The sequence below is a fragment of the Paenibacillus sp. GCM10027626 genome, from assembly GCF_042676285.1.
Lineage (GTDB): Bacteria > Bacillota > Bacilli > Paenibacillales > Paenibacillaceae > Paenibacillus_Z.
Genome location: NZ_JBHTHC010000031.1, coordinates 1 through 20,904 on the forward strand (window position 1 = coordinate 1; position 20,904 = coordinate 20,904).

The window sequence follows — 20,904 nt, forward strand, 5'->3', positions numbered from 1 at the left end:
TATCAATTAAACGCTCGGGAGCTACCGCTGTACGGGTGGCTCCCTCCCCCGGAGAGGTGGCTCATTTTTCCCGGAGCACTGGCTCACACACAACCGGAATGACGGCTCTATTTCATCGAAATATTCAATAAGTTTGAAATACGTCGTAAGAGATGCAAATGAAGAGATAAAACTGCTTGAAGAACGTACAAAGAAAGTTTAAGGGAAGTGGATGCAGCCCTTCATTCAGCAAGCGGTAGGATTAGAGATGTAGCCCAGTTCCAAGGAAAGGTCTTCCTAAGAGAACAACATTTCAGTAATTATATAATAGGTGATACAAAAAACTTTGATTAGAACATAGAACGGCACCTTTCCGGGTGCCATTTTACTTGTTATGTTTGGAATAGAGCATCCTGGTATTTTTGTATGTCTCCAGCCCCCATAAACACAAGAACCGAATCATTATAAGGAGACATGTCGGATGTAATGTTCTCAGATACAAGACGAGCATTAGGAATTCGGGTTCTTAGGTCGTCTATTGAAATAGTTCCATTACTTTCACGTGCTGAACCGAATATTTGACAAAGGTAAACATCATCGGCGGTTTTTAACGAAAGGGCAAAATCATCAATCAGTTTTTCCAAGCGGCTAAATGTATGGGGCTGAAATATCGCAACGACTTTCTTTTGAGGATATTTACTTCTTACAGCTTCAAGAGTAGCCCTTATTTCAGATGGATGATGTGCATAATCATCTATAATTACATTAGAGCCCCACTGCTTTTCTGTAAATCTCCGTTTAACACCTGAAAACGTAGCCAATTGTGTTTTTGTAATATCTAAATCAATGTGCAATACCAAAGCGACCTTCTCTTTCCAGTGAAGGGAAAGGTTAATTCGATGGTTCCCCGTTATTTAATAGTCAGAATTGGTATTATAAGAGGCATTACGTTGGAGGTGGGGATTGTGAGAACAATAAAGGTTTATCATTACGACGCATTTAGTAATATTCCTAATATGGGAAATCCTGCAGGGGTGGTATTAGATGGTCAAAATCTTACTGAAGAGCAAATGCGAGAAGTGGCAGAAAAAGTAGGATTCAACGAAACGGCTTTCCCACTTAAATCCGATATTGCAGATTTAAAAATACGATATTTTACTCCAGGTCATGAAATAAACCTTTGTGGTCACGCAACTATGGCAACTATATATGCGTTGAAAACGAAAGGGTTGTTGGGTGACAAAATTGATTTCACAATCGAAACCAAAGCAGGGAATTTACCGATCAGTCTTAATTCAAACGATGGACTTTACATAACAATGAGGCAAGCAACTCCCCAATTTCAGGAATTTAAAGGCTCTCTTCAAGAACTGGCTCATTCGATGGGAATTGAAGAAGGTGATATTGAGACAGCACTTCCAACATTGTATGGAAGCACAGGCACTTGGACATTATTGATTCCAATAAAAAGTCTTGCTGCTTTTAAACGAATGAAACCAGACAACAAGCTGTTTCCGAACATTTTGAAGGAAATGCCTAGAGCGTCACTTCATCCCTTTTGTTTAGAAACATACGATTCCAATGCACATATGCACGCTCGCCATTTTTCATCACCGTTTTCTGGCACAATTGAAGACTCAGTCACTGGCACTGCCTCTGGGGTAATGGGAGCTTATTATTCAAGATATATAAAGTCGGATTCTTTATTACATCTTTTGATTGAACAAGGTCAGGAAATCGGAAGGAATGGTAGCGTGCAAGTTACCGTAACAAATGGGAGTGGCATAGAAGTTACGGGCAATGCTGTCTATGTAAAAGAGTTTGAGGTTTCAATTTAAGCATATTGAACTAACGGACTACGACAGTTGAATCACCGAGTATCAGGCCGCCGATTGCTTCGGTGGCCTTCTGTGCATGTCGTGAAAGCTTGGTAATAGCCCTTGGATCGTGTATAAAAAGGTGGCTGTTATGCGCCGCGGCGAATTAATCGCCAATAGCAGGTGCTTCTTTCTTCGATAGTCGCTGGGGATATCCTCTATTTGCGTTGATTATATTACACGCCAGAATTTATAATATATAACTTATAAACGGAGGCTCCTTTGACAAGCGAACACGCGTATGATAAGATTTTCATAAGCGATAGCGCGTATCAAAACGAGTAACCAATGTGAAGGTGAGCTTATGAGTAACGCTTGTTGGGAAAACAACACTACGATCCCACATAATACTTACAATCCCTTGGATCACATTATGGACGTGGAGGAAGCCGCGAACCTATGGGGATTGAAACCGTCGTATGTGAAAGATTTATGTAGGCTCAAGCTTCAGAAGGAGGGCCGGGCCAAAAAGAAAGGGAATATTTGGATTCTTGATAAAAATCAGCCGAACCCTGGGCAGCCTGAGCATCCCAAAAATTGGAGGTCACGTCGTTAGGTCCTGGAGAGGGGTAGTAGTCTCTAATCCTTGAAAATTTGTGATTCTGTTCAACTTATTCGTGGATTGGCGTTAGGGTTTTGATTCGACCGCTCCGTTAAGCACCGGGTAAAATCACGGAGAATGATAAATCGGTTTTAATAGGAGGGATTCAGCTTATAGCTGACCACCATGCAAAATAACGAAGAAGAATTGCAGGATTTGATTGGGGATTCGAGATATATTCCATTTCTGCATCGACTCCAAGAAAGTTACTTATCGCTTTGGGTAAAATGGGCAGCCAATTTTATTCTGGCAATCTTTCAGATTTTCAATTTACCGGCCGCCGTACTCCTATTCATCTTTTTCATCGAACAGGTCATCCAAAAATTCTGGCCGAAATGGAATTTCTCGTTTCCGTATAACTTTGAAATCATCGCCTTGATTTTTGGTAGCTGGTTTCTGATCATCATTTTATGGGAGAAAGCCACTCGAAATATTGTGAGTCCAACCGTTTTTCCGATTTGGTTCATGAATACAAAAGGGGTATTAAAGAACAACTTTTTCTCGGCTGAGTTGTCCCAAAAATATAGCGCCGACTTAGAGCAATTCGTTCGTTACCAAGCCGATGAATACATAAAGGAACAGCTCCGTGAAAAAGATCGCCACATTAACCGACTGCTGGACGCGATGGAACAGCTACGCCAATTAAGCATGTTTCCCAACGAAAGTTTCGAATCGATGCGACGAGTGATTGAAAATTTGACTGATGTTGTTATCGATCCCATGAACAACCGTCATCAATTCGAAGTCATCATGGACAGAATTTTAGTCGAAGTTACCACCATGAAAGACATCCAGCCCTATATCCGACAAGGGTCCATTATGCTCCTTAACAAGCATAATGAACTTCGGATCATCGGGCAATATAATATCCCTAACAGTGTGAGAAGGAACAAAGTGGTTCGATTGGGTGAAAAATTTGCCGGCAGAGTCGCACAAGACGGCGAGGTCGTATGGATCCAGGATGTGAACACACCTGAAGCCGAAAGGGAATATGGGTTCGACCGGAAAAGTGATCAGCCATATGAGGGCATCATGGGTTTCCCAATTCGGGAATCTGGAATCGATTCTTATGTTCCGGTCGGCGTGATTGTTCTCCACTTTGCGAAAGGTTACCGTCTTGAAGACGAACAGAAACAAGCCGTTACAAAAGTGCTTGAAGTATACGCCCAGGTCATCATTTCATCCATTAAACTGCAAAACTATCATATGAAATTACGAAGCAAGTATGGTATAATAGACACGAACGAAGAGATCAGCGTTACATTTGAAGGAGGTGACACGGAATCATGAACGGCCTGAAAGAACTTTTCCGCGGCAAACGTAGTGATAAACCATCCAACATTACGAAGTATCCGGTTGGAACCCGTGTCCCACGAAATGAAAAAGCTGAGCAGATTGTGCGGAATGCTTTAATTCAAAGCTCGAACTTTAATAAAACAAAACGGAGTATTTAACGGAAGCCCGCGGGAAACCCTCGGGCTTTCTTTGTATAAGCCCCCTTCTATTTGGGAATAGATAGGTTTAACCAGATAATAGGGGGCTTTTTCATATGAAACTGTTCAAAAAGCTACTCAACAAGGAGCCCAATATCACTAAATATAGAGTGGGTGAGCGGGTGCCTCCGAATAAGAAAGCCGACAAAATAGTGAAAGAGACGATCCGGGAAATTAAAGATGATAAACGAAGATGGCTGTAATAAAGGCGCTCCGGATAATATTCGGGGCGCCTGATGCATTAATAGCCAAGGCTGCATGTAAGCGAAGCGTCATGAAACCATAATCGCGCAGTTCGTATCATGCCTATGCATGAGCGGCAACGCGCAATGCCTGGCGTTCATCCGGCGCAGCCAGCCCAAACAGGGAGTGCAGGCCGATGTTGGTCAGGCGCAAGGTGATTTCGCGAAGAGGCATTGACATCTGCTGCTCCAGCCACTGATTCATAATATCGATCGTTCCATACGCCGCGAAGGATGCGAGAAAGTCGTCATTGTAAAAAGCGATGAGCTGGACCTTCAACCCTTCCGCCAGCTCTTGATAGAATCGATTGTTCTGCAGCCGATTACGATAGAAGCCGGCGAATTTCAGGAAATGCTCGGCAATCGTAATACAGCTCGGCAGCGGTTCATTATGCGAATAATGGTCCCGGAACAATTCGATTGATTGATTCGCCCCAGGCTGCTGGTACAAGGCTTGCAGCTCGCTTACGATAAGGTTGGAGACGTAGTTTAACAAGTCGAATTTATCTTGAAAATGCAAATAAAAAGTGGAACGTCCAATTCCTGCTTTGCTCACGATGCTATTGATCGTTATTTTCTCGAAATCCCGCTCGGCAAGCAACAGCGGATCAGTTCGGATGCAACCTATATCAGTGGTACCGATCTGCTGGTCGACGGGGGAGCGCGACGGTGATCAAAGGAAAAGCAAAATCATAATGCGCAAATGAGAAAGACGCGGCATTATTCGGTAAGTTAGAGGAATTCATGAATCTTGGTTTACAAAAAAGGGAATGATTTGATATTATGAAGGCAATAATCAAAGGCGATGATGAGAAGAGTAAAGGAATATGTTCTTGCACAGAGAACTCCGGCAGCTGAAAAGGAGTCAAGAGCTTTTCCCTGAAGCAAGCCTCGGAGCAGCATGTCAGAACCATAGGCGGGGATGACGTGACGGGAGCTCCCGTTATAGAGCTAGAGTATAAGCATTGCTTGCAATGCCGTACTTGAAGAGGTTAATATGGCGACATATTAATGAAACTGGGGTGGCACCACGAAAATTTCGTCCCCAAGACATAAGGTCTTGGAGGTGAAATTTTTTTTGTTTGTCCCATATCCAAGTTTCATTAGGAGGAGTCGGCATGGTTAACGAGAAGGACCTACAAACCGAAAATTTTATTTTCAAGTTGATTAAAGGCGAAATTGAGCAGAACCCTTTTGGCAGGAAAATGTGCACGCGCTTCCCGCCCGAGCCTAATGGCTACCTTCATATCGGGAGCGCCTACGCCATACACACGAACTATACAGTTGCTCGAAGATTTAACGGGACATTTCATTTACGCTTTGATGACACGAATCCTCTTAAGGAGGACATCGAGTACGTTAATGCGATCATTGAGGACATAAAGTGGCTTGGATACGATCCGGGCAATCACATCTACTATGGCTCGGACTACTCGGACGAAATTTATGACGCCGCAGTTAAATTGATCAAGCAGGGGAAGGCCTACGTCTGTGATTTAACACCGGACGAATTGACGGAGTATCGAGGGACTTTGACGGAGCCAGGCAAAAACAGCCCTTATAGAGACCGTTCGGTCGAGGAAAATTTGATGCTTCTTGAGAAAATGAAAAATGGAGATTTCTCGGCTGCCTCTAAGGTTGTTCGTGCCAAAATTGATATGGCTTCGCCCAATATAAATATGCGCGATCCTGTTATTTATCGAATTATCTATGCTGAGCATTACAGGACAGGAAATGACTGGTGCATTTATCCGATGTACGATTTTGCCCATCCTATCCAAGATGCGATTGAAGGGGTCACCTATTCCTTATGCTCAATTGAATTTAAGGACCACCGCCCCTTATATGAATGGGTCTTAAAAGAGCTTGGTATTCCTGAGCCTCCGCGGCAAAGGGAGTTTGGGCGGCTGAATTTAACAGGCGTTGTAACCAGCAAACGCTTTTTAAGGCAGATGGTAGAGGGCGGTTACGTTGACGGTTGGGATGACCCAAGGCTTCCGACTCTCCATGGGCTTAGAAGAAGAGGCTTCACGCCGGAAAGCATTCTCGGCTTCATTGAGACAGTTGGCAGCATTCGAACGGAAAGCACGTTAGATATTTCGCTCTTAGATCATTGCCTCAGGCAGGATTTAAAAGAAAAAACGGTAAGTGTAATGACAGTACTGCATCCTCTAAAAGTCGTCATTACTAATTATCCTGAAGATGACGTGGAACTGTTAACGATTGAAAACAACAGCGAAAACGAGATGCTAGGGAAGAGAGAGGTTCCATTTTCCAAAACAATTTATATCGAACGTGATGATTTTATGGAGCATCCGCTCAAAGGTTTTCACAGGCTGAGTCCGAATGGCGAGGTGAGGCTGAAAGGGGCGTATTTCATCAGGTGCGAGGAAGTGATCAAGGACACGGAAACCGGTGAAATTACGGAACTTCACTGCACATATGACCCGCTGACGAAGAGCGGCACGGGGTTTACAGGGCGAAAGGTGAAGGGGACGATTCATTGGGTATCTTCGGACCACGCTGTTAAGGTCGATGTTAATCTGTATGAGAAACTGCTGCTTGATCAAGATATTCCGAAAGAGGACAGTGAGGATTGGAAAGATAAGATAAATCCTGACTCCTTGGTTTCCATAAAGGGCGCTTTAATGGAACCTTCCGTTAAACATGCCCTTCCAGAACAGAAATTCCAATTCTTCCGACATGGCTACTTTTGCGTAGATAAAAAGTATAGTACCCATGATCGGCTTGTCTTTAACCGAATCGTCCCGTTAAAGGATACTTGGAGCAAGAAATGAGGCTCTGCAAAAGCTAACGGTTAGAGAAGGGACCGTCTACTTAAGGCTGGATGGTCCTTTTTACGACGAGCTAATGAATTCTATTAAATAGCCAGATTTATCATCTTCGCGACAAAATTGATGTCTAAAAATATTTTTTTGGAATCTGTCGATTTTATCAGTTCTCCTTCGTTGTCTTTATAAAGGCTGGATTTGATCAGTCCAAACCAAGCGATGGAAGGATGTTGCAAGATGGCAAAACATACAACTTATATGATGTCGGAGGACGCAAGAGCTCAAGCTGAGTTTTACACGCATGCGCTCGGTGGAGAGATCCTTTCCGTAATGACACACGGCCAGATTCCGGGAGCAAAGGAGGAACTCAAGGACAAAGTTGTTAACTTGAGTTTTGTGGCTGGAGGAATTCATTTCTTAATGTCAGACTCCGTTTTTGAGCCGATAATTCGAGGAAACGCTATACATCTGAGCCTTGAGTTTGCAACAGAAGCCGAAGCCCGAGCAGCCTTCGAAAAGTTAGCTGAGGGAGGAAAAGTGAAGAGCCCGCTGGAGCCGGCATTCTGGGGCGCCTTGTATGGACACATCGAAGACAGATACGGCGTAATGTGGATGATCACCACGGCAGGACCGACTGCCTAAAAGTAGAGCACAAGCCCGTCCGAAAATAATATCGGGCGGGTTTTTTCAACTTTATAGCGTTTATATGAAGTATACGAACATTTTACTAGTCTCATTCAACTATTTCACCTATAGCCTTTATAAGTTAAACTTAACTTAAGTAACTAACAGTATGTGCCGCGGCGGATTTTCACGGCCGTTCTAATGCTCGTAATGCTCGGTAATACTTAGTAGTATCTTCTTGTTCAAAGAGATTAAAATGCAGTGAAGGATGGAGGGTTATTTGATGAAAAATAAAATAGCAAAGACGATCGCTGTTTTCCTTGCGGTTTTCCTGCTGGTTGGATGTAATAATGCAAAAAAAACGGAGGCTGTAGTGCTGGAACTGGAGGGGGACTGGAAGCTTGCCGAGGGTAATCAATCACCAGGCTGCTTTTCCGAGTTGAGATTTTTTGATAATCCTGCTTCCGACAGGGACCCTTTATCTGTTCATGAAACGATGGATAACGTTACCAAAACGTGGTACGGAGAATACGAGAAGGAAGGGGGCAATATTCGGGTTATATTCCACGAGCCCAAAGCGGAGCCTTTCATTATGGCTGCCGACCGCAGCGGAAACGAATTAAAGCTTCAATACGAATGGAAATCAGAAGATTTAGTCTGCTCGTACCAGCTTGATTAAAAGGCATACCCGATGGGATTGGGCAGCCTCTCCATCGGGCCGTCGCAATTGGGCAAGAAGGAGGACCTGTACGTCGAGCCTGATGCACATATCGATTGGACTGTATTCGATGCCTTTGCCACGCCGGCCGGTTCGCCCTGGCCGTGAGGAAATAAAAGGGCCCCGGCGTCGTGTCAATCGACGTTCGGGGCCTTGGCGTCGACCATGAGGCCGGCTTGATCAAAAATCTCGGTGGAGATTTTGATTTTTAGCAGCGCTTTCGTACCCCGTTCCGGTTCCGAGACCGGTCGATAGTTTAGCCAAAATGCCCCCAAACAGGGCCGGCAAAACTTGCCGTTTCAAACAACGCGGAGAACCTTATCAGAAATACACTTGACACCATGGCTTAGGTGGTATAAGATTTTTCTTAATATTTCAATACGTTGAAAAGGAATAGTAAGATTTTCTAAGCGAACAGAGAGCTGTTGGTTGGTGTGAAACAGCCGTGAGGAAATCTGAACTCACCTTGGAGTTGCTCGCTGAATAAGCCAAGTAGGTGGAGCCGGCGCCTGACCGTTATCATCAGGAGGGTATGAGGGTTGTTTATTTTTACAAACCCATATCTGCAGAGTGCATGCCGTCTATGGCGTGAATTCGGAGTGGTACCGCGTAAGATGTCAAAGTCTTTCGTCTCTGTTATGGAGATGAAGGGCTTTTTTGATTTTATAGAATTTATAAGTTTTGCTCGATAAATTCTATAAAATTTCAGGGGAAGAAACTTGCTTCGCATCAAGGACGGCTTCAGCCGTTTCTTCTCAAAATATAAGAAAGTATAAGTTTCGCCTTATACACAGCTTATATTTCTGAGGGAAGAAACTTGCCTCGCGCAAAGGAGGCGTCAGCCGTTTCTTCTTGTTTTATAGAATTATTAATGAAGGGAAGGGCATCCATGGAAAATGTAAAAAAATACACCAGAGGATATTTTATGCCTCCGGAGACAAGCTTGAATTGGACGCGAAAGGAATATATCACAGAGGCGCCGATTTGGTGCAGCGTCGACCTTCGGGACGGAAATCAGGCGTTAATCGTTCCAATGAATTTGGAGGAAAAGCTGGAATACTTCCAAATGCTTGTGGAGATCGGATTCAAGGAAATCGAAGTCGGATTTCCCGCGGCGTCGGAAACGGAATTTGCCTTTTTGCGCACCTTGATCGAACGTGACTTGATCCCCGATGATGTAACGATCCAAGTGCTCACCCAATCGAGAGAGCACATTATCCGCAAAACTTTTGAATCGCTGAAAGGCGCGAAAAAAGCCGTAGTTCATTTGTATAACTCGACTTCTGTGGCCCAGCGGGAACAGGTATTCCGCAAATCGAAGGAAGAAATTATCGACATCGCTTTGAGCGGCGCGAAGTTGTTGAAGGAGTGCGCAGAGGAAACGGAAGGGAACTTTCAGTTCCAGTACTCGCCGGAAAGCTTTACAGGTACAGAGATTGAGTTTGCGCTGGACATTTGCAACCGGGTGCTCGATGTATGGCAGCCGACGGCGGAAAACCAGGTTATCATCAACCTTCCTGCAACGGTGTCCATGTCAATGCCTCATGTCTACGCCAGCCAAATCGAATATATGAGCGAGCGCCTGAATTTCCGGGAACATGTTATTTTATCGGTTCATCCGCATAATGACAGAGGAACGGGTGTAGCGGATGCCGAGCTGGGGATGCTGGCCGGAGCCCAGAGAGTTGAGGGCACGTTGTTCGGAAACGGAGAACGGACGGGGAACGTCGACATTGTTACCCTGGCCCTGAACATGTACTCGCACGGGGTCGACCCGAAGCTGTCTTTTGAGAATATCCCGGCAATCATTTCCGTTTATGAACGGCTGACCAAAATGAGAGTGGGCGAAAGACACCCTTACGGCGGCGAGCTTGTATTCACCGCTTTCTCCGGCTCGCATCAGGATGCGATTGCCAAAGGAATGAAGTGGCGCGAGGAAAAGGAAACTCCGCATTGGTCGGTCCCTTATCTGCCCATTGATCCGAAGGATATCGGCAGACAATACGAGGGGGATATTATTCGCATTAATAGCCAGTCCGGCAAAGGCGGAATTGGTTACGTGCTGCAGCTCAAGTATGGGCTCGATCTCCCGCCGAAAATGCGCGAGCACTTCGGATACTGTGTTAAAAACGTATCCGATCATCAGCAAAAAGAACTGATGCCGGATGAAATATACGACATTTTCATAAAGGAATATGTGAATCTGAAATCGCCTGTCGAGTTTGTCAAATACCGCTTTAAGGACGATGAAGATGATTTTCAAACCATCGTTACGATTCGGACAGGTAATGAAGTCCTGGAGATTACAGGTACCGGAGACGGAAGGCTCGATTCGATCAGCAATGCGCTGCAAACCCATCTTGGGATTGCTTATACCGATTTGGTATATAAGGAGCACGCGCTTGAAACGGGCTCTAAATCCCAAGCGGTCTCTTATATCGGGATCACGGCTGCAGACGGAAGCGTATATTGGGGCTGCGGTATTGATGTTGATATTATGACTTCATCTGTAAAAGCTCTGTTTAGCGCTGTAAATCAGCTGATCGGTAATACGAACGGGAACAGTTAGTTTAATATCTGTGCAAAGAAAGGCCATCCCGACACGGATGGCCTTAAATTCTTGCCGCTACAGACAGCCCGGAGGCTTGACTATAATAAGATAGATCAACTCCAAGCTTGAGAAGCTCTAGGGCTATCTGAACAGCCTTCTTTTTCTCGCCGCGAGCTAACGCTCCCTCAATCATAGAAGCTTCATCATGCAGATACTTTTGTCTGTCAGCCCCCAATTGGGACCTCAAAAATCCGTGACTACAAAAAATTTCTCGCCCGTGAACCTAACCGCTTACCCCATGATCTAATATATAGATAACAAGAAGGCGGTGAACATAGTGAATCATTCGGATGACGTAATCCGAGCGCAAAAGGGAAACCGCGAGGCGTTCATGCGTCTGATCAAAGCGTCCGAGCCCTCAATGTACCGGGTGGCCAAATCGTTTCTGAAAAGCGACACGGAGTGCGCCGACGCGATTCAGGAAACGATTCTGAAGGCGTTTCAGGCGATACGTTCGATCAAGGAACCCGATTATTTCAAAACATGGCTTATTCGCATTCTAATCAACGTTTGTCAACGGATGCTGAAGATGAACAAGCAAGTAATTCCGATGGCGGAATTAGCGGAACGGTCGTACGAAAATGAAATGCAGCAGGACTTGGAGCTGTGGGAGGCCGTCCGATCTTTGGAAGAGGAGCTGCGGGTCATCGTTACACTGTTTTATATCGAGGATGTGCCGTTGAAGGACATTGCCTTGATGCTGGACATACCGGAGGGAACGGTCAAATCGCGTTTGTACCGCGCCCGGGAGAAGTTGGTTTGTTTTTTGAGCGTTGAGGATGAAAGGAGCGTTATGTATGAATGATTCATGGATCGATGAAGAACTTGGCCGCCGCCTCAAAAAAGGGGGGGCGCAAACGCCTCAGCTTGTCAAGACACGCGTGGACGAAACGCTTGCAGCCCTGCCCGCGGAGCGCCGGGTATTGCGTAAAATCGGTTATACAGCCATCGCTGCGTGCGTGGCCTTCGGTGGCTTGATCGGGGTGAGTCTAGTGAATCCCGACATGGCTCGAGCGGTTCGAAGCCTACCTGTGATTGGCTCCGTGTTCGAAATGCTAGGCGACGACGGAATTCGTCAGTCGGGGGAAGCCGGTCTGTCCTCCCGTGGCAACGTAACGGCAGAGGATCAAGGCATTGCCATGACGATTACGGAAGTGCTCTATGACGGCATCCGTTTATCCGTTGGATACGTAATCGAGGGGGACGGCGAGATTCGTCCAGAACGTCCTGAAATGTATGCAGACGGTAAGTCGATTAATTTCAGCTCGGGAGAGCGGGGCGACAAGGTCAAGGATGGCATGTACGCAGGTCTAATTGATTATAAGCCGACCGAGCTGCTGCCGGATCAGTTTACATTAAAACTGGAATACCGCAAGATGAAGGACTGGGAGCGCAAGGTCGATGGCATTCCCCAGACAATAGAGGGAGCTTGGACGTTTGCGATCCCGGTGAAGAAGCTGACCGACGGTGTCTTCGTCCACACCTTTAGCGATAATGATGCGCCGAGGATACAATCTGAGGATGCCACGTTAATAGCAAAAAAAGTGACCTTCTCACCGGCGACGACCTCCGTAGAAGTGGATATGATCGAACCTGCTGATATAGCGGAAATTCCGTTCCACCAAAACCTGTTCCAGCTGCTTGACGATCGCGGGGTGTTCCTTCAGTTTACGGGCGCGAGCAGCAGCAGCCAAAGCAACAGCGGCGACAAGCTTCGCCTGACTGAACATCGTCTCGAATTTGCACCCATCGGGCGGATTCCGGAATACTTGATCGTTCGGCCGTATTCTGACCCATTCGAGGCAGGAGAGCATGAACAGGTGTATCACACGGCGCCTCTGAATCAGCAGCAACTGCCGATCACGTTATCCCAAGGAGAAGCCGGCAAGCTGACGGCTTCCCGGATCGAGTTCACGGCGGACGAAACAAAGCTTTACTATGATATTGAAGGCAATAATCCTTATGAACAAGCGCATACTGTATGGATTGAGGACGATTCCGGCAACAAATACAAGGAAACGATGCCTCAGCTGATCCAGGCGGAGCCGGGGCGGTATTCGTTCGTCATGAAGCTTCCGCCGATCGATGCGCAGAAGCGGCTGACGTTGTCCACGATCGAAATGAAGGCACCCGAGGTCGATGAACAACTCGAACTCAAGATTCCGATTCGCTGAACCAGAGAGACGCCAACACGCTATGCAACAGTTATAACATGAAAAAAACTGGACTCTTCTTTTCACAAAGGGAGTCCGGTTTTCTAGTTCTGTGACATGGTCTTGGATGCCTCGTTACCCTACGCTGAACTCTCCGCAAACAAAAAAGGACAGTACTACTGGGAGGCGACATTAAAAGTGACGACTTTCGAGGGGGCACATAATCCCCCTTATCACTACTACACGATCACTTTCACCAACCTATTCTCAGATCAACCGAAAGTGGTGAAGGTCCAACGAACGGAATAACCAGGGCCTTCAAATTCTCCAGTATAAGCCTTCGCGGCGAACCCAGTCCTTTTAGGTGACTGATTTTCTGTACAAATCGTTGAGCTAACGGGAGTTCACTGCAATTATCAATTGGAACTTTAAAGCTTTGTATCGTATTATTATTAAAAGAGTTCCCGTATTGTAGGCAGTAAAAAGTAAACAAGGAGGAAGAAAGCATGAACTTGACTCCGCTGCAACAATCATTATTATTGGCATTAACCACTGAATGGCAGGCACCGGCGCAGATTACTGGTCAGCTTCCGAAAGCAATCGAGGATCCATCCGATGTAAATCAGTCACTCAAAGACCTTGTGCGTGAAGGATTGGTGCAGGCAAATCCAGTTGTTTTCGGTCTGTATCGATTAACCTCACTCGGCACAACCATCAAGACGACGGAATTACGCGAGAACCAGTGAGATCGACAGCCTCTTATAGGACGACTAAAGGGGTTTTTTGCATTTAGTTTCCCTGTCTTTCAGGAATCACGAGGAACTACATGCATTTTCTCCCTTTAGTTTGCAGCAAAATCACGAATCCCATTCAAATCGGCTAAACTAAATACAGGTTTTGCATTTAGATCGCGAATCGTCTGCTTATCCCTAGCAACTAACTACATAAAATGCAGTTAGTTGCTACCCATGCTACTGCACGGCGTCATCAGGGGGGATAGTGATCTGGCTGCCCTCCATTTCATCCTCCCTTTGCTGACGATGAGGGCTAACGAACTTGAGACACGCTATTGGCCGAAAAATCGACTTGCTCCGCGTGTAACGAACCGGAGACACGCTATTGCTGGAAAAAAGGTGGGGAAGCGGCCGGTTTTCGGTGAATAACGATCAGTAGATTCGTTACAACTTACAAGGTCCCATTTTGAGCCGGATAAGGATTGTCAGGTTCGTTAGTGGCCCTTCAAATCAGAAAGGCCGCCGATTACTCGACGGCCTTCTGTACATTACGGAAACTTGATCTTAGCCCTAGGTTGAATAACTTAAACTCACTATTGAAAACCATCCCCTTTTACGGTAAGATTAACAAAATTTAACGCTAGAGGACTCATTGCTGGAGGCATAAATCTATGAACAACCTTGAAGATTTGATCAATGCGATTATCCATGAACCTGTGCTAAGCGGAAGAACGTATATATACTTAATTTCAGGCACTAACAATTCATTTACGAGCGGATACTTTGCAATTATAGAAAATGAAGTTTCATATGACGGTGAGACCACGATTGCTCTTTTTGATAAGCATATGAAAGAAATTATGGATTTAATGTCAGGGAAGGGCATTCTTTGTATCCGAGTAGACGCAGGTAAATTAGTTGAGCATTGCATTGTGAAGGATATGAATCCTGAACTTTTTGATTCGGATGTTTTTGAGTTAGTTATTTACCAGAGATATGGCTTGGAACCAAAGGAGGAGGAAAGAAAAGAAGTTTTACAGAAATCGTTAAAGGCCGAAAAGATTAAGGATACATTAGTATTTGCGTGTTATATGAATGACATGGAAAGGATTAAAGAGCTGGTAACCAACGCGAGAAAATCCGATTTGGACAAGGTTCTTCAATATAGCGGCACTTCATTGCAGTTTTGTAGCAAACACAACAATTTAGAGGCATTTAGACTAATAGCCGAGGCGGGAGCAAACGTAGGGAAACGCGCTCTGGCTCAAACACCGCTTGAAATTGCTTTTGAACACTCTAGTGATATTGTGAAATGTATTTATGCACAATTTCCGGATATTTATCAAAAAGAGGTAAAAAAGAAGGGCTTTGGGATTGCTCTTCGTTGTAAAGATGAAGCTCTGCTAGAAGACATTTTAAAGTTGGGCTGTGATGTGAACCAGGAGAAGAAACCATTCCCTCCTCTACATAGCTTTGCGGATTTTAATAATGATGTCGGGATTAAATTCCTGTTGGATCATGGAGCTAATATTGAATGCAGAAACCAGTATAAACAAACGGCCTTGCATAGAGCTATTAGTAGACAAAATGTTGCCGCTATTGAGACGCTATTAAAACGTGGTGCTAACATTCATGCTGCAGATCAGGATGGGAAGACACCTATGGATTTAGCTAAAGCATGTGAAAACAAAGCGATTGTTAATATGATGGATTAACATGTTGTAAGTATAACTCTGAACGAAACGGTCTTGCTTTTTCGAATTGTGATCCACGACAAACAGGAGGGTTTAAGAATGGGGAAGAGATGGAAAAGAAAGATTTTGATCAACAATCCTGCTGAGCTGGACCGGGCTCAGATCGAGCAGGACTTGCGCGGCGGCAACCAAGTGATTGTCCAGTTCTCTCACCCGGAGTTTTATGGCTCCATTTTGGAGGAAGTGGATGAGCTTTGTGCGCGCTGGGATGAAAATTTCGGAGTACGTTTCTACGGCCACTACTCCCTCTCGTTCGATGGTCATACGCTCTTGCGGATACCTCATGTCAAAATGCTGCAGCTCAATTGCCTCACCCAGGCACATAACACCGAAGCATTGGCCACACTGGATAACTTGTACAGTTTGAACCTAGGCATATATGAGCTGGAGAATTCGGAGATTTTGGGAATAGACTCGCTGTGGTCTCTAAGAGAGTTATCGATTATCTCGGATAAAAAGATCCTCAACCTGCAATATTTTAAAGAGTTCTCTCATTTGGAACAATTGCATGTCGGGGGCAAGGTGAAAAACCTTGATGCTATAGGCTATCTGGAGGGTTTGAATTATCTGGCGCTGCATTCAATCAGTAAATTACCGTTGCATTTTATTAACCGTCTGAAGAAGTTGAAGTACCTCCGCATTTTGCTTGGAGGTCGAGAGCATATTCAGGAAATCGAAGAGAATGAAATCGAGGACCTGGAGATCTCAAGAGTCCGCGGTTTTCATGACCTGACTAATATTACGGCCTTCCGGGCTCTCACGAGCCTTGTGATCGAGGATCAAATCCAGCTGCAAGAGATCGGATTTGACCGGGAGATGAAGGTACTGGAGGAGCTATCCATTACGAATTGTAAAGGCCTGACTCATGTGACGGGAATGGAGCAATTGCCTTTGCTGCGCAAGCTTCGCATTTTCAAAACGGCAATCGATTTTGATTCCTTTATCAATCAGAAACTTCCAGGTGCATTGTCTGAAGTGGAATTTGCGACTTCCAAAAGCAAAGTAGACCAAGAAATACAAGAATCATTATTAAAGTTGGGTTTTCAAAAATGGGGCAGCGTCCGATGAGTTATCCACTATGCAAAAATTCAACACGGCCAATAAGGCTGTTGGCGGTTATGCGCCGCGCCGAAGTTTTCACCAATTTTCGCCTGTTATGACGTTTGATAAGCTTCATCGCGTTCTGGAAAAGGAGGGGATCCATTGGTTCATTTCCACGACGATTGCATCGAGTTTACAACCTATCCTTTTGGAGCGGCGTCTGTTTACCCGGCGGGAGTCTTGCACGCAGTGAGTATACAAGAAGTATTGTTGGGACAGTTTCCGCCGGAGATTCGGACAACGGACGGCGAAGTTCTTTTTGTAGAGCATGCATACAAAGAACAATTGCGGCAATTTGCCGAAGTTAACGCCATACCTGCCGTCAAACGGGTCGACATTTGGGGGCTCCTATTGGAGGAATTCCTGGATACCGTGCACGACGGGGAAGACAGGGAAAAGACGCTTCGTACTTTGGAGACATGCGGAATAACCAGAACGGAAGTTAAATCTATCCGAGAAGCCGTCAGCGGTGTGATGATTTCCTATAATTTCCACTCCATGCTCTGTGATTGGTTCCATCTGGGATTATACGATGTACTGAGCGGTTATTCCGGAATATTGACCGGGGACAAGTTCACATTGCCGGTACAAGAGTACGCAGCATTCTACAAGAGCGCGATGGTTATAGCAGGCAAAGGCAAATTATTGTCAAATGGTGCCTGACAAACGGTTATTATATAAGTAATTCATCAAGTAGCACCGGCGGACACATCGATCCCCCTTAAGATAAGAGTTATCTAAGGGGGATCGACGTCGTGAATACAAGAACGTTATCTGAAATCTCAGCTTGAAGCCTAATGCGTCTTGGTAGAGTAAACTTTATTAAGGATTGACCACGAAGGAAAAGCTTTGAGTCGTGCTTACCCCTTGGCTGTCTGTCACCTTAATGATGAAGGAGTAAGTCCCCGCCATAGTTGGCGTGCCTGCGAAAACCCCCGACGAAGTGAACGACATCCCTGCCGGCAAAGAGCCGCTGGCCAGAGCGTAGGATCGCGTTCCGATCCCGCCTGAGCTCTCGATCGTCAGGGCGGCGTACGCGACGCCCGCCTTCCCACTCGGCAAGCTAGTCGTGACGAACATAAGCGGTTCAGGCGGATCGATCACGAGCGAGAAGGTTTGATCGGCGCTTGCCGATTTTTCGTCCGACACCCGAAGGGTTAGCGAGTAAGTTCCTGCCGAAACCGGTGTCCCTGTGAAAACCCCCTTGGAAGTGAACGCCATCCCTACCGGCAAAGAGCCGCTGGCGAGAGCGTAGGATCGCGTTCCGATCCCGCCCGAGCTCTCGATCGTCAGGGCATACGCGACGCCCGCCTTCCCGCTCGGCAAGCTAGTCGTGATGAACTTAAGCGGTTCAGGCGGATCGATCACGAGCGAGAAGGTTTGATTGGCGCTTGCCGATTGGTCGTCCGACACCCGAAGGGTGAGCGAGTAAGTTCCTGCCGAAAGCGGTGTCCCTGTGAAGACCCCCTTGGAAGTGAACGCCATTCCTACCGGCAAAGAGCCGCCGGCCAGAGCGTAGGATCGCGTTCCGATCCCGCCCGAGCTCTCGATTGTCAGGGCATACGCGACGCCCACCTTCCCACTCGGCAAGCTAGTCGTGACGAACTTAAGCGGTTCAGGCGGATCGATCACGAGCGAGAAGGTTTGGTCGGCGCTTGCCGATTTTTCGTCCGACACCCGAAGGGTGAGCGAGTAAGTTCCTGCCGAAACGGGTGTCCCTGCGAAAACCCCCTTGGAAGAAAACGACATCCCAACGGGCAAAGAGCCGCCCGTCAGAGCGTAGGACCGCGTTCCGATCCCGCCCAAGCTCTCGATCGTCAGGGCATACGCGATGCCTACCTTCCCGCTCGGTAAGCTAGTCGTGACGAACTTGAGGGGAGCGACTCCGCTTGTTTTTACGCTTCCCTTGGTTGGAAGTGACTGGATATTCCCGTTGTTATCCTCCGCAACAACATAGATATCATAGTCCGTTCCAGCTGTCAGGCCGTTTAATTGGAGAATAATCTCGGCATCAGCCGCAAAAGGGATTTGCGAGAACGAAAGTGCATTGCTATTGTTGCTGTTTTTACCGGCTTTCACTTGGGCAGCAGTTGGCGAGGGTTCATTCAGAAGAACCGCAATGGCATAAAGCCGCCCTTGTTTGTTCGCCTTTGAAAGTACCTGCACGGTAGTCTCAGATTCCGTGGCCCATTTAGGGTACGTCGGCAAAAAATTTGGCGGTGTCGTATCGACGCTCGGCACTATGACTATAACGCCCCCTCCTCCGACACTGGAAGATACCACAATGCTGCTTCCTTGTGAGCCGTCGACTTTGCCGGGCCTACGTTCGAAGCTGGACCCAGCTGCGCCTGAATTTAACGTTGCAGTATCAATCATGCCTTGCCCGGACATCGAAACAACGGCATCCAGTACGAGATGCACAACCGTCGTATCTTTGCCGACGCTTCCATTGGAGCCGCCAGAATCCTTGCCGAAAGTAACCATCTGAATTGTGCCTTGCTCAAGCAGCAGCTTAACCCCGGACGCATCCACGATAACGGAATCGAAGGCACCTATTAGTTCGACAACGGAACCTTTCGACATTTCCTTCACCAAGCTCACCTCATGAAAACCGCCTCCGGTCAATTGCCTCTCTTCCAAAGCAGCACTTGAACATAAAGCGGTTCGATGAATATCAGTGGTGCCTTCCGCCACGATACGAACGGAATCGTTTTTCATGCAGACCTCTAAGCTTTCAAGTGTGGAATCGACGACATTTACCTGGCTTACGCCACCGTAAACGTGTGTTTTTCCGCGTACGATCACATTTTGGAGGGTGACATTCCCGCTGACATCAGTCCCGTCAATGATAAGATCACCAAGAATCAACATATTTTGAAGCGTAATGCCGGATGAGGCTACGGTAACGCTTCCAACGATCGAAGGTACGCCGGACGCGGTTCCATACACCCCTGTCTTATCGTAGGTTTTCGTACGTACTTTCTCCGCATATTGCATGGCGTTGTTCAAGACAACGACCGCTTCCGCCCTCGTAATCTTATTCTCAGGCCGAAACATGCCGTTAGGGTAGCCGGACAGGATGCCTTCGGCCGCAAGCGCGCCGATCGCGGCTTTGCTCCAGCTAGCAAAACCCGCTGCATCTTTGAACTTCGAGACGTTGCTTTTGCCCAAATCCAATTGCAACAAAGTGTTAACCATAAAAGCAACTTCCTCCCGGCTCACGGCGGAATCGGGACGAACCGTTCCATCTTTATAACCCTTCATATAACCGGCATGGAAGGCGATAGCGATTTGATCGTATGCCCAGTGACCGGGATGAAGGTCGCGAAATGAAATATCGGCTTGTGCCGACAAGCTGAGCACCCGATTTACCAGCGTAATAAATTCCGCTCGCGAAATGTTCGTGTCCGGTCGGAATGTTTCATCCGGATAGCCATGAATCCATTCCTTCGCCCACCACTCCTGTAGTACCTTCGAAGCCCAGGAAGATTTTAAATCAGCAGGAATTTCTTTCTTCACTTCTGCGAATACCGCATGGAACGAAGTGAAAAGCAAACAGATCGATAGCACTACAACAAGTGCTCTTCGAAATAGATAAACCATAATGGTTTCCCCTTCCCTTAATAATACTCATCCTATTGAGAACTCACCTTTTTTAGAATCTGTTGTTGTAACTGTTGCACTTCACAGGCAGTATTTCAAAAATCACGGCCATTCACTGTGTTCGTGTATACCTGGTTAATTAAGCTGCGATGACATGGTGAAATAATGAACGAGGGGATGAATATATGGATTGCGAGATGGCATATCTTCCGAGGCATTTCGCCGCGCTGCTCCGAACCCCCATTTTTCCCCTGAAAAAAGTTTGAAGACCCCCTTAGAATATGATATATGTCTGAAATACTACTCGAATCGGTATTAAGGGGTGTTTGGATGCTAAACCTGCGAAAGGCAACTATCATTGACCACGAATTTTTGGTTCGAATTGACTTGAAAAATGACGGGTACACAGTATCGGATGAAGTTGAAATGACAAAACAAGAAAAAGAGGAGCATATTGCAATGATAATGTATTCTATTGCAAATAGGGATTTCCTGTATCCTTGGAAAACAATTTTTAACGAATTAGACCGAAAATTTTTTCAAAGTGATGGTCGGTTTATGGAAATTTTTCAATTATGGGTTCATCCCAAGGAGGAACAATACTGCTTGTAAAACGAGAGTG

Annotated in this window: 20 protein-coding genes and 2 other annotated features; of the genes, 17 read left to right on the top strand and 3 right to left on the bottom strand. The window is 46.2% G+C overall.

The features are described from left to right. Positions 1–371 precede the first annotated feature (371 nt). A complete protein-coding gene (locus ACFQ0N_RS34535; protein WP_379334668.1) occupies positions 372–839 on the bottom strand; it encodes a glutamate ligase domain-containing protein in 468 nt (155 codons plus the stop codon). Positions 840–944: 105 nt separating this feature from the next. Here ACFQ0N_RS34535 and ACFQ0N_RS34540 point away from each other — a divergent pair, with 105 nt between their 5' ends. The 5 genes from ACFQ0N_RS34540 to ACFQ0N_RS34560 all read left to right on the top strand — a co-directional run bounded on the left by ACFQ0N_RS34540 (position 945) and on the right by ACFQ0N_RS34560 (position 4,153). Continuing rightward, positions 945–1,817, top strand: coding sequence for a PhzF family phenazine biosynthesis protein (locus ACFQ0N_RS34540; protein WP_379334669.1), 873 nt, complete (start codon positions 945–947; stop codon positions 1,815–1,817). Positions 1,818–2,229: 412 nt separating this feature from the next. After that, a complete protein-coding gene (locus ACFQ0N_RS34545) occupies positions 2,230–2,412 on the top strand; it encodes a helix-turn-helix domain-containing protein (RefSeq protein ID WP_379334731.1) in 183 nt (60 codons plus the stop codon). A 171-nt stretch (positions 2,413–2,583) separates the two neighbouring features. After that, positions 2,584–3,747: a GAF domain-containing protein gene (locus ACFQ0N_RS34550; RefSeq protein WP_379334670.1), complete on the top strand. Its 1,164-nt coding sequence runs from the start codon at positions 2,584–2,586 to the stop codon at positions 3,745–3,747. Then, a complete protein-coding gene (locus ACFQ0N_RS34555; protein ID WP_379334671.1) occupies positions 3,744–3,911 on the top strand; it encodes a hypothetical protein in 168 nt (55 codons plus the stop codon). Before ACFQ0N_RS34550 ends, ACFQ0N_RS34555 begins: the two co-directional genes overlap by 4 nt. 95 nt (positions 3,912–4,006) lie before the next feature. Continuing rightward, the gene (locus ACFQ0N_RS34560) at positions 4,007–4,153 is read left to right on the top strand and encodes a hypothetical protein (RefSeq protein ID WP_379334672.1); all 147 of its coding nucleotides are present in this window, start codon (positions 4,007–4,009) and stop codon (positions 4,151–4,153) included. A 103-nt stretch (positions 4,154–4,256) separates the two neighbouring features. Here ACFQ0N_RS34560 and ACFQ0N_RS34565 read toward each other — a convergent pair whose 3' ends face one another. Further along, positions 4,257–4,793, bottom strand: a complete 537-nt coding sequence (locus ACFQ0N_RS34565) for a TetR/AcrR family transcriptional regulator (protein ID WP_379334673.1) — start codon at positions 4,791–4,793, stop codon at positions 4,257–4,259. Positions 4,794–4,988: 195 nt separating this feature from the next. Further along, positions 4,989–5,242: a binding site (T-box leader), on the top strand. Between the two features lie 68 nt (positions 5,243–5,310). On the opposite strand from ACFQ0N_RS34565, the gene ACFQ0N_RS34570 reads away from it, so the two are divergent. The 11 genes from ACFQ0N_RS34570 to ACFQ0N_RS34620 all read left to right on the top strand — a co-directional run bounded on the left by ACFQ0N_RS34570 (position 5,311) and on the right by ACFQ0N_RS34620 (position 17,342). Next, a complete protein-coding gene (locus ACFQ0N_RS34570; protein ID WP_379334674.1) occupies positions 5,311–6,990 on the top strand; it encodes a glutamine--tRNA ligase/YqeY domain fusion protein in 1,680 nt (559 codons plus the stop codon). A gap of 231 nt (positions 6,991–7,221) precedes the next feature. Beyond that, a complete protein-coding gene (locus ACFQ0N_RS34575) occupies positions 7,222–7,626 on the top strand; it encodes a VOC family protein (RefSeq protein WP_379334675.1) in 405 nt (134 codons plus the stop codon). Positions 7,627–7,891: 265 nt separating this feature from the next. Next, positions 7,892–8,287 (top strand): hypothetical protein, encoded by a 396-nt coding sequence (locus tag ACFQ0N_RS34580; protein ID WP_379334676.1) that lies wholly within the window; start codon positions 7,892–7,894, stop codon positions 8,285–8,287. 413 nt (positions 8,288–8,700) lie between these two features. Beyond that, positions 8,701–8,964 (top strand) — a binding site (T-box leader). Positions 8,965–9,215: 251 nt separating this feature from the next. Further along, the gene (locus ACFQ0N_RS34585; protein ID WP_379334677.1) at positions 9,216–10,895 is read left to right on the top strand and encodes a 2-isopropylmalate synthase; all 1,680 of its coding nucleotides are present in this window, start codon (positions 9,216–9,218) and stop codon (positions 10,893–10,895) included. Between the two features lie 319 nt (positions 10,896–11,214). Next, on the top strand, positions 11,215–11,742 hold the full coding sequence (locus ACFQ0N_RS34590) for a sigma-70 family RNA polymerase sigma factor (RefSeq protein WP_379334678.1): 528 nt from the start codon (positions 11,215–11,217) through the stop codon (positions 11,740–11,742). Then, complete coding sequence (locus tag ACFQ0N_RS34595) at positions 11,735–13,111, top strand: DUF4179 domain-containing protein (RefSeq protein ID WP_379334679.1); 1,377 nt, start codon at positions 11,735–11,737, stop codon at positions 13,109–13,111. Before ACFQ0N_RS34590 ends, ACFQ0N_RS34595 begins: the two co-directional genes overlap by 8 nt. A 96-nt stretch (positions 13,112–13,207) precedes the next feature. Next, a complete protein-coding gene (locus tag ACFQ0N_RS34600) occupies positions 13,208–13,399 on the top strand; it encodes a DUF3888 domain-containing protein (RefSeq protein ID WP_379334680.1) in 192 nt (63 codons plus the stop codon). Between the two features lie 197 nt (positions 13,400–13,596). Further along, complete coding sequence (locus tag ACFQ0N_RS34605) at positions 13,597–13,836, top strand: hypothetical protein (protein ID WP_379334681.1); 240 nt, start codon at positions 13,597–13,599, stop codon at positions 13,834–13,836. 659 nt (positions 13,837–14,495) lie between these two features. Further along, positions 14,496–15,539 (top strand): ankyrin repeat domain-containing protein, encoded by a 1,044-nt coding sequence (locus tag ACFQ0N_RS34610; protein ID WP_379334682.1) that lies wholly within the window; start codon positions 14,496–14,498, stop codon positions 15,537–15,539. A 78-nt stretch (positions 15,540–15,617) separates the two neighbouring features. Next, a complete protein-coding gene (locus tag ACFQ0N_RS34615) occupies positions 15,618–16,646 on the top strand; it encodes a hypothetical protein (RefSeq protein ID WP_379334683.1) in 1,029 nt (342 codons plus the stop codon). Positions 16,647–16,868: 222 nt separating this feature from the next. Next, a complete protein-coding gene (locus ACFQ0N_RS34620) occupies positions 16,869–17,342 on the top strand; it encodes a hypothetical protein (RefSeq protein WP_379334684.1) in 474 nt (157 codons plus the stop codon). A gap of 159 nt (positions 17,343–17,501) precedes the next feature. Here ACFQ0N_RS34620 and ACFQ0N_RS34625 read toward each other — a convergent pair whose 3' ends face one another. Next, entirely contained in the window at positions 17,502–20,282 is a 2,781-nt protein-coding gene (locus tag ACFQ0N_RS34625) for a putative Ig domain-containing protein (RefSeq protein ID WP_379334685.1), read from the bottom strand. 330 nt (positions 20,283–20,612) lie between these two features. On the opposite strand from ACFQ0N_RS34625, the gene ACFQ0N_RS34630 reads away from it, so the two are divergent. Further along, positions 20,613–20,894: a hypothetical protein gene (locus ACFQ0N_RS34630; RefSeq protein WP_379334686.1), complete on the top strand. Its 282-nt coding sequence runs from the start codon at positions 20,613–20,615 to the stop codon at positions 20,892–20,894. The last annotated feature ends 10 nt before the right edge of the window (positions 20,895–20,904 follow it).

Coding starts and splice junctions, on each gene's coding strand:
- ACFQ0N_RS34545 (WP_379334731.1), top strand. CDS start 2,230: ATGGACGTGGAGGAAGCCGCGAACCTATGGGGATTGAAACCGTCGTAT.
- ACFQ0N_RS34550 (WP_379334670.1), top strand. CDS start 2,584: ATGCAAAATAACGAAGAAGAATTGCAGGATTTGATTGGGGATTCGAGA.
- ACFQ0N_RS34555 (WP_379334671.1), top strand. CDS start 3,744: ATGAACGGCCTGAAAGAACTTTTCCGCGGCAAACGTAGTGATAAACCA.
- ACFQ0N_RS34560 (WP_379334672.1), top strand. CDS start 4,007: ATGAAACTGTTCAAAAAGCTACTCAACAAGGAGCCCAATATCACTAAA.
- ACFQ0N_RS34570 (WP_379334674.1), top strand. CDS start 5,311: ATGGTTAACGAGAAGGACCTACAAACCGAAAATTTTATTTTCAAGTTG.
- ACFQ0N_RS34575 (WP_379334675.1), top strand. CDS start 7,222: ATGGCAAAACATACAACTTATATGATGTCGGAGGACGCAAGAGCTCAA.
- ACFQ0N_RS34580 (WP_379334676.1), top strand. CDS start 7,892: ATGAAAAATAAAATAGCAAAGACGATCGCTGTTTTCCTTGCGGTTTTC.
- ACFQ0N_RS34585 (WP_379334677.1), top strand. CDS start 9,216: ATGGAAAATGTAAAAAAATACACCAGAGGATATTTTATGCCTCCGGAG.
- ACFQ0N_RS34595 (WP_379334679.1), top strand. CDS start 11,735: ATGAATGATTCATGGATCGATGAAGAACTTGGCCGCCGCCTCAAAAAA.
- ACFQ0N_RS34600 (WP_379334680.1), top strand. CDS start 13,208: ATGGTCTTGGATGCCTCGTTACCCTACGCTGAACTCTCCGCAAACAAA.
- ACFQ0N_RS34605 (WP_379334681.1), top strand. CDS start 13,597: ATGAACTTGACTCCGCTGCAACAATCATTATTATTGGCATTAACCACT.
- ACFQ0N_RS34610 (WP_379334682.1), top strand. CDS start 14,496: ATGAACAACCTTGAAGATTTGATCAATGCGATTATCCATGAACCTGTG.
- ACFQ0N_RS34615 (WP_379334683.1), top strand. CDS start 15,618: ATGGGGAAGAGATGGAAAAGAAAGATTTTGATCAACAATCCTGCTGAG.
- ACFQ0N_RS34625 (WP_379334685.1), bottom strand. CDS start 20,282: ATGGTTTATCTATTTCGAAGAGCACTTGTTGTAGTGCTATCGATCTGT.
- ACFQ0N_RS34630 (WP_379334686.1), top strand. CDS start 20,613: ATGCTAAACCTGCGAAAGGCAACTATCATTGACCACGAATTTTTGGTT.